This is a genomic window from Actinophytocola sp. (genome assembly GCF_045807065.1).
In the GTDB taxonomy this organism is placed as follows: Bacteria; Actinomycetota; Actinomycetes; order Mycobacteriales; family Pseudonocardiaceae; genus Actinophytocola.
Map to the genome: position 1 here is coordinate 1 of NZ_JBJMIE010000257.1, position 14,161 is coordinate 14,161.

The following is a 14,161-nucleotide window of genomic DNA, read 5'->3' on the forward strand; positions in this document are numbered from 1 at the left end:
CGCCTACGAGGGCCTGCTGCGCTCGTACGCCCAGGTCCTGCGTGGTTTCGAGCCGCCGTTCGCGCCGGCCGTGGACCCCGCGACGACGCTGCCGGCCGGGGTGACGGTGCCGCCGGCCGGCACCGCTCCCCGCCGGGTGGCCGACTGGTGGACGTCGCTGTCGCCGGAGGTCCAGGACGAGCTGCTGGCCACCCAGTTCGACGCGCTGGGCCGCCTGCGCGGCCTGCCGGCGCCGGTGCTGAACCAGGCGAACCGCCGCCGCGTCGAGTCCGACCGCGCCCGGTACACCGCGGAAGCGGCGGCCCTGAACACCCGAATCACCGAACGCGCCGACGCCCTGGGCCTCGACCCGGCCGACGAGGGCGCACTGCGCGCGGACCCGACCCTCGCCGACCTCCTGGACCGGCGCCTGGACGTGAACCGCCGCGTGGACAACGCCACGGCGGCGGCCGAGCGGGTCCAGGAGGCGGTGGCCACCGGCTACGACACGTACGTCCTGTCCTACGACGTGGACGGTCCGGGCCGGAGGGAAGGCGTGCTGGCCATCGCGTTCGGCAACCCGGACACGGCGGCCAATGTGGCCGTCCTCGTCCCCGGCACGGCGACCACGCTGGAGTCGGGCTTCCCCAACGACTCCGCACAGGCCCTGCGCGGCGCCATGGACCAGAAGGCGCCGGGCAACGCGACGATCGCCTGGCTGGGCTACGACGCGCCGGCGTGGGACACGACCGTCGCGACGCCGGACAACGCCGTGGCGGGCGCGGGTCAGCTGGTGTCCGACGTGGACGGCTACCGCGCGGCGGCCGAGGGGCACCAGCACATCACGGTCCTCGGCCACAGCTACGGCAGCGTGACCGTGGGCTACGCGGCCATGCGCGGTCTGGCCGCCGACGACATCGCGTTCCTGGGCTCGCCTGGCGTCGGGGCGTCCGCTGTGGACCAGCTGTCGCCGGGTGCCGGTCACGTGTGGGCGGGCGCGTCGGAACACGACCCGATCGTCCAGGCGACGAGCGGGAGCTGGTTCACCGCGAACGGCACGTCGGTGGGCCCCTACGACAGGGCGTTCGGCGCCAACCAGTTCGCGGTGCCCGACGAGTCCAACCTGGTGAGCGCGCACGACATCTACTACTCGAACGAGTCCCTGGCCAACCTGGCGGACATCGCGACCGGCCACTACGACGCGGTGACCACGGGACCCGGCCCGGAGGACGCCATGGGCGACCTGTTCGACGACGCGGGCGCCGGCCTCGCGGACACGACCCGCGACGCCATCGCCGGCGACTGGGACGCGGCCTGGGACGAACTGCGGGACACCGGCCGGGAACTGCTCAACGACACCGGCGACGTGGTCATCGGCGGCGCGGGCGACCTGGCGGAGGCGGCCCGGTCCCACTACGACAACACGCTCGGCCGGTTGTTCTAGAGGCGCAGCAGGGGCAGCAACCCGGACAGGTCGGCGCGGTTGCCGGAGGCCGTGACGCGGCCCTCCGCCAGCGCGTCGGTCCACTGGAGAGTGCCGGTCGCCAGCTCCAGCCAGGTGCGGGCGTCCATCTCCACGACGTTCGGCGGCGTGCCGCGCGTGTGCCGGGGCCCCTCGACGCACTGCACCGCGGCGAACGGCGGCACCCGCACCTCGACGCTGCGTCCCGGCGCGACCTGGGCGAGCGTCCGCAGGCTCAACCGCACGGCCCTGGCCAGCGCCGGCCGCGGCGGCGGCGCGTCGCCCCACGGCAGCACGGCCGCCACCGCCTCCCGCATCTCCCTCGGGTCGACGGAGGCGGTGCTCAACGCTCGGCCTCGGCCACGACCTCGTCCAGCAGCTCGGTGACGTGGTGGGTCAGCTTCCGCAGGTCCGCGGGAGAGATGGTCGTCCACATCGTGCCGTCGTCGGCCGGTCGCCGGATCTGCACGTAGCGCCCGTCCTCGGTGTCGAAGAACGACACCACGCGCTCGCCGCGCCTGCGCCGGCCGAGCCGATCGCGTGCCGCGGCACCGAAGTTCCCCGTGTGCACGACGTCCTTGATCATCTCGACGAGCGCCTCGGCGTCGTCGGCCCGCAACCCGGCCGCCAGCAGCGCGGCGCCGAAGGCCTCGCGCGTGCGCCCGGCCTCGCGGGCGGCCTGCTCGAACTCCGCGGTCCGCAACGTCACCGACCGTCCCGGGCCGGCCGGCGCGGCGGGCAGCACGGACAGCGCGGCCGACGGCAGCCCGGCCGCCGAGGCCCGCCGCAGCGTCACGGTGTCACCCGACAGCTCGGCGACCACCGCGTTCTCGTCGACGGACGCGGCGAGCACCCGGGCGTTCCGCCCGACGTAGGCCCGGGCGTCCACCTCGCGCAGCGGCTTCGCCAACACGCCGAGCATCTCCTCGATGTCCGGGTCGACCTCGACCGGCCGCCCCAGGCCGCGTGCCTCGAGATCCGCCCAGACCCGCGCCTCCAGCTGGGCGCGCTCCTCGAACGTCTTCCCCGGCGAGGGCACCTTCACCACCAGCGGCATCGACCCCAGCCGCAGGTGCTCCCACAGCACGTCGAACTCCAGTGCCGACAGCGTGACAGGCGGCGCCTCCTGGTCACCGAGCGAGAAAGTGCTGGTCACAGCGTTACCCTACCCCCACCAAAGCAAAGGGGAGCCGCCGAAGCGACTCCCCGACCGAGCTTCCCGCAACGAGAAGTTATTCGCCGATCACCGTCGGCGCGACCCGGCGGTCGTCACCGAACACGTCGTCGTTCTCCAGGAGGTAGTCAGGCGCGTAGTGCTCCTGGTCCTCCTCGTCCTCCGCGCGCTTGCCGGCCGCACCGGGACCGTTCACACCGTTGCCGCCACGGCCGGCGGCACCGGCCGCACCGGGGCCGCTGCGCACGACGCCGCCCTCACCGGGGCCGCCGCCGAGCACACCGCCGCGACCGACCTGCGACGGCAGCCGCTCGCCTTCGGCCACACCGAAGCCGTTGGCGCCGGGACCGCTGCCGGGCAGGCCGCCCCGGCCGAGCGGACCGCTCTCGACGGGCAGGCCGGTCCGCAGCGGCAGCGCACGCCGCGCGATGTCGCCGGCGTTGTCCGGGCCGTTGCCGAAGGACGGGAGCGGACCGCCACCGGTGACCACCGGGTTCGGCCCGGGCGTCGGGCCGGGTCCGGGCAGACCGGGACCGGGGAGACCGGGACCTGGCGGGACCGGGTTGCCACCGCCGGGCGGCGGGACGAACACGTCCGACGGGTTGGTCGTGCCGGGGTTGTTGACCGTCGGCGGCGTGCTCGTGCCGCCGCCTCCGCCGCCGCCCCCACCGCCGCCGTGTGTGCCGGTCGGCTGGTCGTGGGTCGACGGGACGTCCGACGTGCCGTTCCCCCCGCCAGGGATTGAGGTGTGGCCGTTGCCCGCGCCGCCGTCGGTGCCGTTCTTCGCGACGTTCTTGACGCTGGTGGTCGGGCCGACCACGCCGACGCCCGAGCCACCCTGCGGCGCCGGGGTCGAGACCACGACGTCGGGCGGCGGGACGAACGTGCCGAGCGTGTCCCGGTTCCAGGTGCTGCTCGACTCGTAGGTCTGCATCGTCTGGACGGCCTTCTCCTCGGCCGCGTTCTTCGCCGACTCCTGGGCCTCGTGGTCGTCGGCCTGCGCGACGACGTCCGCGGCGGGGCCGGGGATGCCGAGCGCGGACGCGCCGACCGCCTTGGCGTAGTCCCAGCCGGACGGCGCCGGCGTGGTGACTTCGACCGGCTCCGGCATGTTCGCGCGGGCGTCGGAGACGTACTGCCCCTGGTCCTCCGCCGAGATCTTCATCACACTCGCGCCGGTCTGGGCGTCGGTCGCCCAGGCCGCCAGCGGCGTGAGGCCCGCCTGCGCGCTCTCCGCGGCCGAGCCCTCCCAGCGGGTGCCGAGCTGCGACAGCTTCGTGCTGAGGTCCTGGTCGACCTGGCTCAGCTCCGTGGAGAGGTTCTGCCAGTAGGCGGTCTGCGGGTCGGACGCGGCGGCGCCAGGCCCGGAGTTGATCATGTCGTAAAGCTCGGGGTGCTCGTACCCCCGCCACCTGTTACCCATAAGAATCCCCTCCGAGGCTCAGTCCCGGTGGTATTTGCCCCATACGTCGGTGTTGTCCCCCTCGATGCGCAGGTAGTCGGCCTGCGCACCCTTCAGCGAGTTGATCGCCGCCAGCAGCTGCTTCTCGTACCCCTCGAGGCAGGCGAGCGCGGAGTCCGCGCCCCTGCGGTTGCTCCGCTGCTGGAACTCGATCGCGGTCTCGCTGCTGACCGGGTCCCCCGCCCAGTCGGTGATGGGCAGCGCGTGCAGCTCCCGGATCTTGGCCGTCACCCGGTCATGCGCGTCGGTGAAGGCCTTGAGCGCCTCCGGGATCGCGGACGGCTCGACGTGCAGGGTCTGCGTGCCCGTGAACTGCGGGGCCGGCGCGGAGCCCCCGCCACCTTCTGCCAGGTACACGGATTGCCCTCCCTCAGTCTGTGCGAGTGTGACGACTCTAGCTCTGATGCACGTCGCTGTGGCCTGGTTCCCCACATGCAACGACCAGAAACTATTAATAATTTACGGCTAGGGGACCCACTTGGTTCAAGTCAAACCTACTCAGAGTAGAGCCAGCGCCGAACGCGCGATGTCCTGCACGCGCTGACACAGCGTGTTCTGCGGGGTGACCGGCTGGCTGCCCGGCGACGCGAGCCCGTAGTTGATGAACAGCATCTGCCCGTCGTCGACGTCCAGCACCCCGAAGCAGCTGTCCGGGCTGGCGCCGTTGGTGAGGACGTAGAGCGGGAAGCCGTCCGCGTCCTTCCGGTCGACGTCGGCGTCGGCGCCGTCGAGGTACTGGGTCGCGCCCTGGTTGAGGACCGCGACCACGGTCAGGGCGAGGTTGGCCGCGGTGCCGTTGTTGAAGCACTCCTTCGAGCCGGGGAACAGGCCGGAGCTCTCCGCCAGCGGCGGCCGGTCGGTGTCCAGGCCGAGGTCGGTCCGCGGCAGCCCGGTGACCACGTGGCAGACGTCGACGGCGGACAGGTCGATGTTCTTCGGCCGGCCGGCGGCACTCGTGGTGGTGCTGGTCGTATTGGTCGTCGTCGTCTTGGTCGTCGACTTGCTCGTCGTCGCCCCGCCGGTCTGTTCCCCGGCGGTCGGCGTGCCGGGATCGGCGGTGGTGCACCCGGCGAGCAGCAGACAGACCAACACGAGCAACCGGCGCATGCCCAGGAACCTATCGAGCGGCGGCCGCCGGCGTGGGCCGTTCAGGCCAACCAGCGCTCGACGTCCTCCGGCGGCCCCGGCTTCGCGTACAGCCAGCCCTGCGCGGAGTCGGCGCCGATGCGGCGGAGCAGGTCGGCCTGCTCGGTGGTCTCCACGCCCTCGGCGATCACGCTCAGCTTGAGCGTGTGCGCCAGCGAGACCAGGGCCGTCACGATCCGGGCGTCCACCGAGTCCAGCTCGCCGGCCCGCAGGCCCTCGACGAACGACCCGGCGATCTTCAGCGCGTGCACGGGCAGGTGCCGCAGGTAGGCGAGGTTGGAGTAGCCGGTGCCGAAGTCGTCGATGGCGATCCGCACGCCGAGGTCGACCAGCCTGCGCAGTGCCTGCAGCGGCTCGCCGGTCGTGCCCATGATCGCGCTCTCGGTCAGCTCCAGCTGCAGCGACGTCGGCGGGATGCCGACGTCCTCGATGATCGAGGCGATGTCGTCGACCAGGCCCGGCTCGGCGACCTGCCGCGCGGCCAGGTTGACGCTGACCGTCGGCCGCGCCGCCGCCCCGGGACCCGAGGCGCGCCACTTCATGGTCTGCCGGCACGCGGTCTCCAGCACCCACCGGCCCAGCGGCACGATCAGCCCGGTCTCCTCGGCGAGCGTGATGAACCGGTCCGGGCCGAGCCGGCCGAACTCCGGGTGCGCCCAGCGGACCAGCGCCTCGACGCCGATCAGCGAGCCGTCCGCCAGTGACACGATCGGCTGGTAGTCGACGTAGAACTCCTCGCGCTCCAGCGCCGCGGGCATGGCCGCGGACAGGGTGATCCTGGCGATCTCGCGTGCGTTGCGCTCCGGGTCGTAGGCGGCCCACCGGTTCTTGCCGTCGACCTTCGCCCAGTGCAGGGTGACGTCCGCGTCACGCATGGTCTCCGCGGGCGAGGCGTCGAACACCGACCGCTCGACCAGCCCGATGCTCGCCGACACCACCAGCCGGTGCCCGCCGACGTGCACCGGCTGCGCGACGGCCGCGAGCAGCCGTTCGGCCAGCTCCACCAACTGGTCCATGCCGGCGGAGTGCTCCACCAGCACGACGAACTCGTCGCCGCCCATCCGCGCGACCAGCCGGCCCGGCGCGGACACCAGCCCGTCGAGCCGGCGGCCGATCTCGATGAGCAGCGCGTCGCCGACGACGTGGCCGAGGGTGTCGTTGACGGCCTTGAACCCGTCGAGGTCGAGGTAGAGGAGGCCGACGCGCTGGCCGGGCGAGCCGCCGAAGGTCGCGTGCAGGCGCTCGGTGAAGTACGCGCGGTTGCCCAGGCCGGTCAGGTGGTCGTGGTTGGCCTGGTGGCGCAGCTGCTCGGAGAGTAAATGCCGCTCGGTGTTGTCCTCGACCATGCCGACGAGGTACTGCGGCCGGCCCTGGTCGTCCCGCACGAGCGACACGGTCACGTTCGTCCGCACCGCCGAGCCGTCGCGTCTGCGGAACCGGCGCTCGATGCGGTAGTTGTCGCGCTGCCCGGCCACCATCTCCTCGAAGTGCTTCTTCGAGTCGGGCGGGTCGTCGGGGTGCACGAACTCGATGAGGTAGCGGCCGAGCATCTCCTCGATCGTCAGGTCGAGCATGGCGGCCATCGCGCTGTTGACCTCGACCAGCCGGCCCCTCGTGTCGGAGATGCCGATGCCGATCGCGGCGTGGGAGAACATGGCGCGGAAGCGGGCCTCGCTCACCCGGCGCGCGCTCTCGGCGCCGTCCCGGGCGTCCAGCGCGGAGCGGCGCAGGATCTCCTGCTGCTGGAAGATGAACTCCTGGGAGGCGTGGACGAACCCCCTGGTCACGGCGGCCTGGATCTGGGCGGTGCGCGGACCGGGCGGCAGGTGGGTGCCGATCAGCTCGACGGTGCCGGCGAGTGCCTCCGGGGCGATGAGCCGCATGCCGACGAGGTCGGCGCCGACGCGCTCGGCCGCCGCCCGGTCGACATCCTCGGCGGTCAGGACCTCGACGAACTCACCCACCCGTTCGTGTAGGGCGGCGCGGTCGGTGGCGACGTAGCCGGAGTTCGCGAGCACCCTGGCCCACGCGGCTACGAACGAGCCGCGATCTGAGCCGTTCGGGCCTGCCACCGTCACACCTTCCGGCATAGTTCGCTGCCACCTCGGCCAGCATGGCACGCGCCAGAATACGGGCGTGGACACTGACCGTCCATGGTCCTGTGCACACCGTTCGCACTGGTCACACCCGCCGACCGGGTGAAGTCCCTCCCGCGGTCGGTGATCTTCGATACCGGGTGTGAAAACTAACCGTTACCAAACCTTCTGTTGATAATTAACCGAGCAACGTGACAAAACGGTACTGGGCTACCACAATTTGTATCTTGGCAGCTCCAGCCCGGGGGCGGCCATCAGCGAGGGCTATTGGAAGGGCATCCCATGAACGTTTTGTGGCGTGAGAGACGGCGAGGTTCGCGTTCGGTCGTGGTGGCGATTTCCGTGATCTTGTTGGTCACGGGACTCGCCGGCACCGCACAGGCCACCACCCCTGCAGGCGGCCAGGCGGCGATCGACGCATATGTCAAGAAGTATGACCACCCGATGGGGTCACAGATCCGCAAGCACGAGGGCACGGCACAGATGCCCCAGACGGTGAACCCCGCGGACATCGGGATCATGGCCTCGGTCGAGGGCATCGACGTGAGCGGCCACCAGGGCAATGTGGACTGGGCGGCGCAGTGGAACGCGGGCAGGCGGTTCGTCTGGGCCAAGGCCACCGAGGGCACCGGCTACACCAACCCGTACTTCGCACAGCAGTACAACGGCTCCTACAGCCAGGGCTTCATCCGCGGCGCGTACCACTTCGCGCTGCCGGACGTGTCCTCCGGCGCCGCGCAGGCCGACTACTTCTCGAGCAACGGCGGTGGCTGGTCCGGCGACGGCAGGACGCTGCCGGGCGCGCTGGACATGGAGTACAACCCGTACGGCGCCACCTGCTACGGCCTGTCACCGGCCGCGATGACCGCGTGGATCAAGGACTTCAGCGACACGTACAAGGCGCGGTGGAACAAGTACCCCGCGATCTACACGTCCACCAGCTGGTGGAGCCAGTGCGTCAGCGGCGACTTCAGCAGCACCAACCCGCTGTGGGTGGCCCGGTACGCGTCCGCGGTGGGCGGTCTGCCCAACGCGTGGGACACCTACACGGTGTGGCAGTACAGCTCGTCGCCCATCGACCAGAACACGTTCAACGGCGCCTACGACCGACTGCAGGTGTTCGCGACCAATCACGACTGACCCGATCGTGTGAACTCGTTGGGGGCCTTCCGGGAGGGAGGCCCCCTTCGCGCGTCTAAGCTCCGCGTGGCTATCACGTGAGTTCTGAGGGAACGAGCATCCCCGTGACCACGTCGGACAGTGCAAGACCGTGATCGGGGAGGGACGCAATGACTTACCCACCGCAGGGACCGTACGGGCAGCAGCCCGATCCCTACGGACAGCAACAACCGCAGTATGGCGGGGGCTATCCGCAGCAGCAACCTCAGCAACCGCAGCAGCCGCAGTACGGCGGCGGCTACGACCCGAACGCGCAGTACGGCAACGCCCAGTACGGCGGTGGGTACACGCAGTACGGCGGCCTCGGCGGGGGGCCGCAGCCGCCGAAGAACAACAAGGGCCCGATCATCGCGATCGTGACCATTGTGGTCCTCGTCCTCGCGGGTGTGGGCATCACCGGGTTCGTCGCGCCGGGCTTCTTCCTGTCCGATGACGGCAAGGGCGGCAACACCGCGACCGACGGCACGAAGACCAGCGGCAACGACAAGGCGGGCGGGGCCGACGACTTCATCCAGAAGCTCGTCGCGGCCGCCGACGACAAGGACAAGGACGCGCTCGAGGGCTACCAGTGCTCCACCGCGACCGACAGCGTCAAGGGCGCGACCAAGGACATCGACGAGATCTCCAACGCCAAGCTGAAGGACACGGACAAGAAGTCCGACACGAAGGTCGTCGCGACGCTGAGCATCACCGTGGACGGTTCGGCCGGCGACTACGACGTGACGGTCGTCAAGGACGGCGGCGACTGGTGCTGGAAGGACATCTCGGCCGGCAACGGCGGTCTCGACGAAACGTCGGAGTCGACGACCAGTGAGGACACGTCCACCTCGAACGCGCCCCCCGCGACCGGCGACACCGACGGCGAGAAGTTCATCCAGTCCTTCCTGGACAAGCTGAACTCCGGGGACGGCGCCGGCGCGGCGGGCATGTCGTGTTCGGACAGCACGAGCCAGGGCGACATCACGGAGGCCGCGACCAAGAGCCCGCAGCTGCAGATGGACCCGGCGGGCACGACCGCGGACGACACCTACGTCGGCGCCGACCTGAAGGGCACGCTGAGCGGGCAGACGGCGTCGGGCCGCACGAGCGCGTTCGTGGAGAGCGGCAACTGGTGCATCTACACGTTCTTCGCGTCCTGAGCCGGCTTCGCTGCTGAGCGCAGCTCGCGGAGCGAACCTTGTTAAGGTGCCGCCGATGGCAGCCACACTCCTGGTACTCGGTGTCGTGGCCGTCGTCGGCGGCATCGTCGTGTTCGCGGTCTCGTCGCGCCTCGTGGCGACGATGCTGCTGGCGTTCGGTGCGTTGGCGACGGTGACGGGCTGGTTGTTGCCGGTCGTGGACCGGTCCGAGGCGCTCAAGACCGGCGGGCTCGCCGCCGGCTCGATCGTCGCGCTGTACGCGTTGTGGCTCAACGACCGCCGGCGCCGCGTCGACGAGGAACGCCAGCTGGTGGAGACGGCGCGCCAGGACCTGGAGACCGCCCGCGCGGCGTACGAACGCGAACGGGCGGCGGACGACCGGTTCCTCCGCGCCATCGAGCTGCTGGGGCACGACACCGACCAGGCCCGGGTGGGTGCCCTGCACGCCCTGGCCGGCATCGCCCGCAGCCAGCCGTCGTACACGCAGGACGTCCTGGACGTCATCTGCTCGTACCTGCGGCGCCCGTTCGAACACCCGGAGTACGGGGAGCACCGCGGCAAGGCGGACCGGACGGCCCGCCCGGTCAAGGCCGAGTCGAACCAGGCCGACGCCGACCGCTGGCGGGTGGTCCGCCTCAGCGCCCAACGCCTCCTGGCCGACCTGCTACCGAAGGTCGGCACCGAGAACGCGGTGGCCTACGACCTCGACCTGACGGGCGCGACCCTCGAGTACTGCGACCTGTCCCACCGGGTGATCGGTCAGCTCCGCGCGCGGGCGCTGAAGCTGTACCAGTCCAACTCGTTCCACCACAGCGAGATCCGCGGCTCGGCCTACTTCACCGAGACCGAGTGCTGGGGCAACCTGTGGCTGAACCACATGGAGTTCCACGACGTGGCGGTGTTCAGCCGGGTCAGGGCCTTCCGCTACGCCAAGGTGAACTTCGCCGAGACGGTCTTCCACGAGGTACCCCGGATCGACACCGCCACGTTCGAGGGTGAGGTGACCCCGCCACCCGGCTGGCGGCTGGGGGGCACCCACCTCGTCCGCGACTAGCCGAACAACGCCGGGAGCGTGCCCTCCCAGACCTCGCGCAGCTCGTCCAGCGCCAGCTCGCCGATGCCCTCGACGCGGAGCGCGGTCGTCTCCGACACCAGCCCGAGGCGTTGCCACGGCAGGCCCAACTCGTCGCAGTGGGTCGTGAACTCGTCCGGGTTCGCCACCGACACCAGCACCCGCGCCGACGACTCGCTGAACAGGGCCACGAACGGGTCACCCGACAGCTCGACGTCACAGCCCCGGCCCGTGAGCAGGCAGGACTCGACCAGCGCCTGCGCCAACCCGCCCTCCGACAGGTCGTGCGCCGCCGAGACACCCGCGCGCAGCACCCCCGCGATCGCCTGCTCCCGGGCGAGGTCGACGGCCGGCGGCCGGCCGCCGAGGTGGTTGTGCACGACGTGGGCCCACTCCGAGCCGCCGAGCTCGTCGCGGGTCTCGCCGACCAGCACCAGGGTGTCGCCCGGCGCGCCGAGTCCCGTCGGGATGCGGGTGGCGACATCGTCGATCACGCCGAGCACGCCGACCACCGGTGTCGGCAGGATCGCCGTCGTGCCGGTCTGGTTGTAGAAGCTCACGTTGCCGCCGGTCACCGGGATGCCCAGCGCGGCGCAGCCGTCCGCCAGGCCGCGCACGGCCTGCTCGAACTGCCACATCACGCCGGGGTCCTCCGGCGAGCCGAAGTTCAGGCAGTTGGTGACCGCCACCGGCCGCGCACCCGACACCGCCACGTTCCGGTACGCCTCGGCCAGCGCCAGCTGCGCACCCGCGTACGGGTCCAGGTAGACGTACCGACCGTTGCAGTCGCACGAGATCGCGACGCCGCGGCCGGTCGCCTCGTCGATGCGGATCATGCCCGAGTCCGACGGCTGCGCGAGCACGGTGCCGCCACGGACGTACCGGTCGTACTGCTCGGTCACCCAGCGGCGCGACGACAGGTTGGGCGAGCCGACCATGCGGAGGATCTCCGCCCGCAGCTCGTCCGAAGTGGACGGACGGGCCAGCGTGCTCGGCTCGTCGGCGATCACCTCGTCCTGGAAGGAAGGCCGCTGGACGGGCCGCTCGTACACCGGCCCCTCGTGGGCGACGGTGCGGGGCGGCACGTCGACCACCGTCTCGCCGTGCCAGGTGATCACGAGGTGGTCGCCGTCGGTGACCTCGCCGATCTCGGTCGCGATGACGTCCCACTTCTGGCACACGCGCATGAAGGCGTCCACGTCGGACGGTTGGACCACCGCGCACATGCGTTCCTGCGACTCGGAGGACAGGATCTCCGCCGGCGTCATGCCCTTGGCGCGCAGGGGAACGCGTTCCAGCCACACGTGCATGCCGCCGTCACCGGCCGACGCCAGCTCCGACGTCGCGCACGACAACCCGGCGCCCCCGAGGTCCTGGATGCCGACGACGAGCCCGTCGCGGAACAGCTCCAGGCAGCACTCGATCAGCACCTTCTCGGTGAACGGGTCGCCCACCTGCACGCTCGGCAGCTTCTTGCGGCCGCTGCCGCCCTCGTCGCCGGCGAACGTGTCCGACGCCAGCACGGACACGCCGCCGATGCCGTCGAGGCCCGTCCGCGCGCCGAAGAGGATGACCTTGTTGCCGGTGCCGGACGCGTGCGCGAGGTGCAGGTCCTCCACCCGCATCGCACCCACGCACAGCGCGTTCACCAGCGGGTTGCCCTGGTAGGTCGGGTCGAACACGACCTCGCCGCCGATGTTGGGCAGGCCGAGGCAGTTGCCGTACCCGCCCACGCCGGCCACCACGCCGGGCAGCACACGCCGGGTGTCGGGCGCGTCCGCGGCGCCGAACCGCAGCGGGTCCATGACCGCGAGCGGGCGCGCACCCATGGCGAGGATGTCCCGCACGATGCCGCCGACGCCGGTCGCCGCGCCCTGGTAGGGCTCGACGTAGGACGGGTGGTTGTGCGACTCGACCTTGAACGTCACCGCCCAGCCGTCGCCGATGTCCACCACACCGGCGTTCTCGCCGATGCCGGCGAGCATCGAGGCACGCATCTCGTCGGTGGTGGTCTCACCGAAGTACCTCAGGTGCACCTTGGACGACTTGTACGAGCAGTGTTCTGACCACATGACCGAGTACATCGCCAGCTCGGCGTCCGTGGGCCGGCGGCCGAGGATCTCGCGGATCCGCTGGTACTCGTCGTCCTTCAGGCCCAGCTCCCGGTAGGGCTGGGAGGTGTCGGGCGTGGACCCGGCGTGCTCGACGGTGTCGACGTGGACCGTGGTCGTCATGCCAGCACCGTCCCGAGCGCCGAGCGGAACATGACGAGCCCGTCGGCGCCCGGCCCGGTGAGCGGGTCGATCGCGTGCTCGGGGTGCGGCATGAGGCCGACGATCCGGCCGTCCGCCGAGCAGATCCCGGCGATGCCGTTGAGCGAGCCGTTCGGGTCGGCGTCCAGGTACCGGAACACGACCCGGCCCTCGCCTTCCAGTTCGTCCACGGTGGCCTTCGAGGCGGCGAACCGGCCGTCCATGTTCTTGAGCGGAATGACGATCTCCTGCGCGGCGGTGTAGCCGGCGGTCCAGGCCGTGTCGGCCCGCTCCACCCGCAGCCGCTGGTCCCGGCACACGAAGTGCAGCTTGGCGTTCCGCAGCAGCGCGCCCGGCAGGAGCCCGGCCTCGCAGAGGATCTGGAAGCCGTTGCAAATGCCCAGGACCGGCATGCCGCGCCGCGCGGCCGCCACGACCTCGTCCATCACGGGCGCGAAGCGGGCGATGGCGCCGGCCCGCAGGTAGTCGCCGTAGGAGAAGCCACCCGGCACTACGACCGCGTCCACGCCGTGCAGGTCGGCGTCCTTGTGCCACAGTGCGACGGGCTCACCGCCGGCGTAGTGCACGGCACGCGCGGCGTCGGTGTCGTCCAGGGTGCCCGGGAAGGTGATGACCCCGATCCGGCTCACCGCACCCTCCGCACCACGAAGTCCTCGACCACCGGGTTCGACAGGAACCCCTCGGCGATCTTGGCGAGCGTCTCGTCGTCGACGGTGTCGTCGACGTCCAGCTCGAAGTGCTTGCCCTGGCGGACATCGGAGATTCCGGTGAAGCCCAGGCGAGGCAGGGCATTGGCGACGGCCTGACCCTGCGGGTCGAGGATTTCGGGCTTGGGCATGACGTCGACGACGACTCGGGCCACGACAGGCTGCTCCTGTGTTGAATGGTCGCTTCGCTCGTCCGCGGGGCCGCGTCCCTCCGTCGTCGCGCGCTGGAAGCTCACGCTCCTCGGTCGGTCCGCCGACGGCTCCTTCGCCTCACTCCCGCGTTCGAGGGTGTTACCCCGGGAAGCCTACCTGAGCTGGGCGTTCACCCGTTCGGGCTGGGCGGTCCACGAGGCGAGGAGCCGCAGCGCCTCCTCGTCGGGGCTCCCGGGGTCCGCGACCTGGACGACGAGGGAGAGGTCCGGCGCGTCCGGGAGCGCGAAGGCCTCGTACCGCAGGAAGAACTCACCCACGA

At 71.2% G+C, this 14,161-nt stretch carries 14 protein-coding genes; 4 read left to right on the forward strand and 10 right to left on the reverse strand.

Annotated features, from left to right (window positions below; translation table 11 throughout):
- The coding region (locus tag ACJ73U_RS15125; protein WP_407778248.1) for an alpha/beta hydrolase at positions 1-1,423 on the forward strand (1,423 nt) is incomplete at its 5' end.
- Here the strand turns inward: ACJ73U_RS15125 and ACJ73U_RS15130 are convergent.
- The 6 genes from ACJ73U_RS15130 to ACJ73U_RS15155 all read right to left on the reverse strand — a co-directional run bounded on the left by ACJ73U_RS15130 (position 1,420) and on the right by ACJ73U_RS15155 (position 7,295).
- The gene (locus tag ACJ73U_RS15130) at positions 1,420-1,758 is read right to left on the reverse strand and encodes a sterol carrier family protein (RefSeq protein ID WP_407778260.1); all 339 of its coding nucleotides are present in this window, start codon (positions 1,756-1,758) and stop codon (positions 1,420-1,422) included. The genes ACJ73U_RS15125 and ACJ73U_RS15130 overlap by 4 nt on opposite strands.
- A 26-nt stretch (positions 1,759-1,784) precedes the next feature.
- Entirely contained in the window at positions 1,785-2,597 is an 813-nt protein-coding gene (locus ACJ73U_RS15135) for an ESX secretion-associated protein EspG (RefSeq protein ID WP_407778249.1), read from the reverse strand.
- A gap of 76 nt (positions 2,598-2,673) precedes the next feature.
- Positions 2,674-4,038 carry a PPE domain-containing protein gene (locus ACJ73U_RS15140; protein WP_407778250.1) on the reverse strand — a complete coding sequence of 455 codons (1,365 nt, stop codon included), beginning with the start codon at positions 4,036-4,038 and terminating at the stop codon, positions 2,674-2,676.
- Between the two features lie 18 nt (positions 4,039-4,056).
- On the reverse strand, positions 4,057-4,434 hold the full coding sequence (locus ACJ73U_RS15145) for a hypothetical protein (protein WP_407778251.1): 378 nt from the start codon (positions 4,432-4,434) through the stop codon (positions 4,057-4,059).
- A 141-nt stretch (positions 4,435-4,575) separates the two neighbouring features.
- The gene (locus ACJ73U_RS15150; protein WP_407778252.1) at positions 4,576-5,184 is read right to left on the reverse strand and encodes a DUF3558 family protein; all 609 of its coding nucleotides are present in this window, start codon (positions 5,182-5,184) and stop codon (positions 4,576-4,578) included.
- Between the two features lie 41 nt (positions 5,185-5,225).
- Positions 5,226-7,295: a putative bifunctional diguanylate cyclase/phosphodiesterase gene (locus tag ACJ73U_RS15155; RefSeq protein WP_407778253.1), complete on the reverse strand. Its 2,070-nt coding sequence runs from the start codon at positions 7,293-7,295 to the stop codon at positions 5,226-5,228.
- A gap of 306 nt (positions 7,296-7,601) precedes the next feature.
- On the opposite strand from ACJ73U_RS15155, the gene ACJ73U_RS15160 reads away from it, so the two are divergent.
- The 3 genes from ACJ73U_RS15160 to ACJ73U_RS15170 all read left to right on the forward strand — a co-directional run bounded on the left by ACJ73U_RS15160 (position 7,602) and on the right by ACJ73U_RS15170 (position 10,691).
- On the forward strand, positions 7,602-8,459 hold the full coding sequence (locus ACJ73U_RS15160; RefSeq protein ID WP_407778254.1) for a lysozyme: 858 nt from the start codon (positions 7,602-7,604) through the stop codon (positions 8,457-8,459).
- Positions 8,460-8,608: 149 nt separating this feature from the next.
- Positions 8,609-9,637 carry a hypothetical protein gene (locus ACJ73U_RS15165; protein ID WP_407778255.1) on the forward strand — a complete coding sequence of 343 codons (1,029 nt, stop codon included), beginning with the start codon at positions 8,609-8,611 and terminating at the stop codon, positions 9,635-9,637.
- A 55-nt stretch (positions 9,638-9,692) separates the two neighbouring features.
- The gene (locus ACJ73U_RS15170) at positions 9,693-10,691 is read left to right on the forward strand and encodes a hypothetical protein (RefSeq protein WP_407778256.1); all 999 of its coding nucleotides are present in this window, start codon (positions 9,693-9,695) and stop codon (positions 10,689-10,691) included.
- On the opposite strand, the gene purL is transcribed toward ACJ73U_RS15170, so the two are convergent.
- The 4 genes from purL to ACJ73U_RS15190 all read right to left on the reverse strand — a co-directional run bounded on the left by purL (position 10,688) and on the right by ACJ73U_RS15190 (position 14,159).
- The gene (gene purL, locus ACJ73U_RS15175) at positions 10,688-12,943 is read right to left on the reverse strand and encodes a phosphoribosylformylglycinamidine synthase subunit PurL (RefSeq protein ID WP_407778257.1); all 2,256 of its coding nucleotides are present in this window, start codon (positions 12,941-12,943) and stop codon (positions 10,688-10,690) included. The genes ACJ73U_RS15170 and purL overlap by 4 nt on opposite strands.
- Positions 12,940-13,611, reverse strand: a complete 672-nt coding sequence (gene purQ / locus ACJ73U_RS15180; protein ID WP_407778258.1) for a phosphoribosylformylglycinamidine synthase subunit PurQ — start codon at positions 13,609-13,611, stop codon at positions 12,940-12,942. The genes purL and purQ overlap by 4 nt, the downstream gene beginning before the upstream one ends.
- Complete coding sequence (purS, locus tag ACJ73U_RS15185) at positions 13,608-13,844, reverse strand: phosphoribosylformylglycinamidine synthase subunit PurS (protein WP_407778259.1); 237 nt, start codon at positions 13,842-13,844, stop codon at positions 13,608-13,610. The genes purQ and purS overlap by 4 nt, the downstream gene beginning before the upstream one ends.
- 150 nt (positions 13,845-13,994) lie before the next feature.
- The gene (locus ACJ73U_RS15190) at positions 13,995-14,159 is read right to left on the reverse strand and encodes a hypothetical protein (RefSeq protein ID WP_407778261.1); all 165 of its coding nucleotides are present in this window, start codon (positions 14,157-14,159) and stop codon (positions 13,995-13,997) included.
- Between the last annotated feature and the right edge of the window lie 2 nt (positions 14,160-14,161).

Bases quoted from the DNA above. Each gene is read 5' to 3' on its own strand.
- ACJ73U_RS15140 (WP_407778250.1), bottom strand. From the start codon at position 4,038: ATGGGTAACAGGTGGCGGGGGTACGAGCACCCCGAGCTTTACGACATG.
- ACJ73U_RS15165 (WP_407778255.1), top strand. From the start codon at position 8,609: ATGACTTACCCACCGCAGGGACCGTACGGGCAGCAGCCCGATCCCTAC.
- ACJ73U_RS15170 (WP_407778256.1), top strand. From the start codon at position 9,693: ATGGCAGCCACACTCCTGGTACTCGGTGTCGTGGCCGTCGTCGGCGGC.
- ACJ73U_RS15150 (WP_407778252.1), bottom strand. From the start codon at position 5,184: ATGCGCCGGTTGCTCGTGTTGGTCTGTCTGCTGCTCGCCGGGTGCACC.
- purL (WP_407778257.1), bottom strand. From the start codon at position 12,943: ATGACGACCACGGTCCACGTCGACACCGTCGAGCACGCCGGGTCCACG.
- ACJ73U_RS15130 (WP_407778260.1), bottom strand. From the start codon at position 1,758: ATGCGGGAGGCGGTGGCGGCCGTGCTGCCGTGGGGCGACGCGCCGCCG.
- ACJ73U_RS15160 (WP_407778254.1), top strand. From the start codon at position 7,602: ATGAACGTTTTGTGGCGTGAGAGACGGCGAGGTTCGCGTTCGGTCGTG.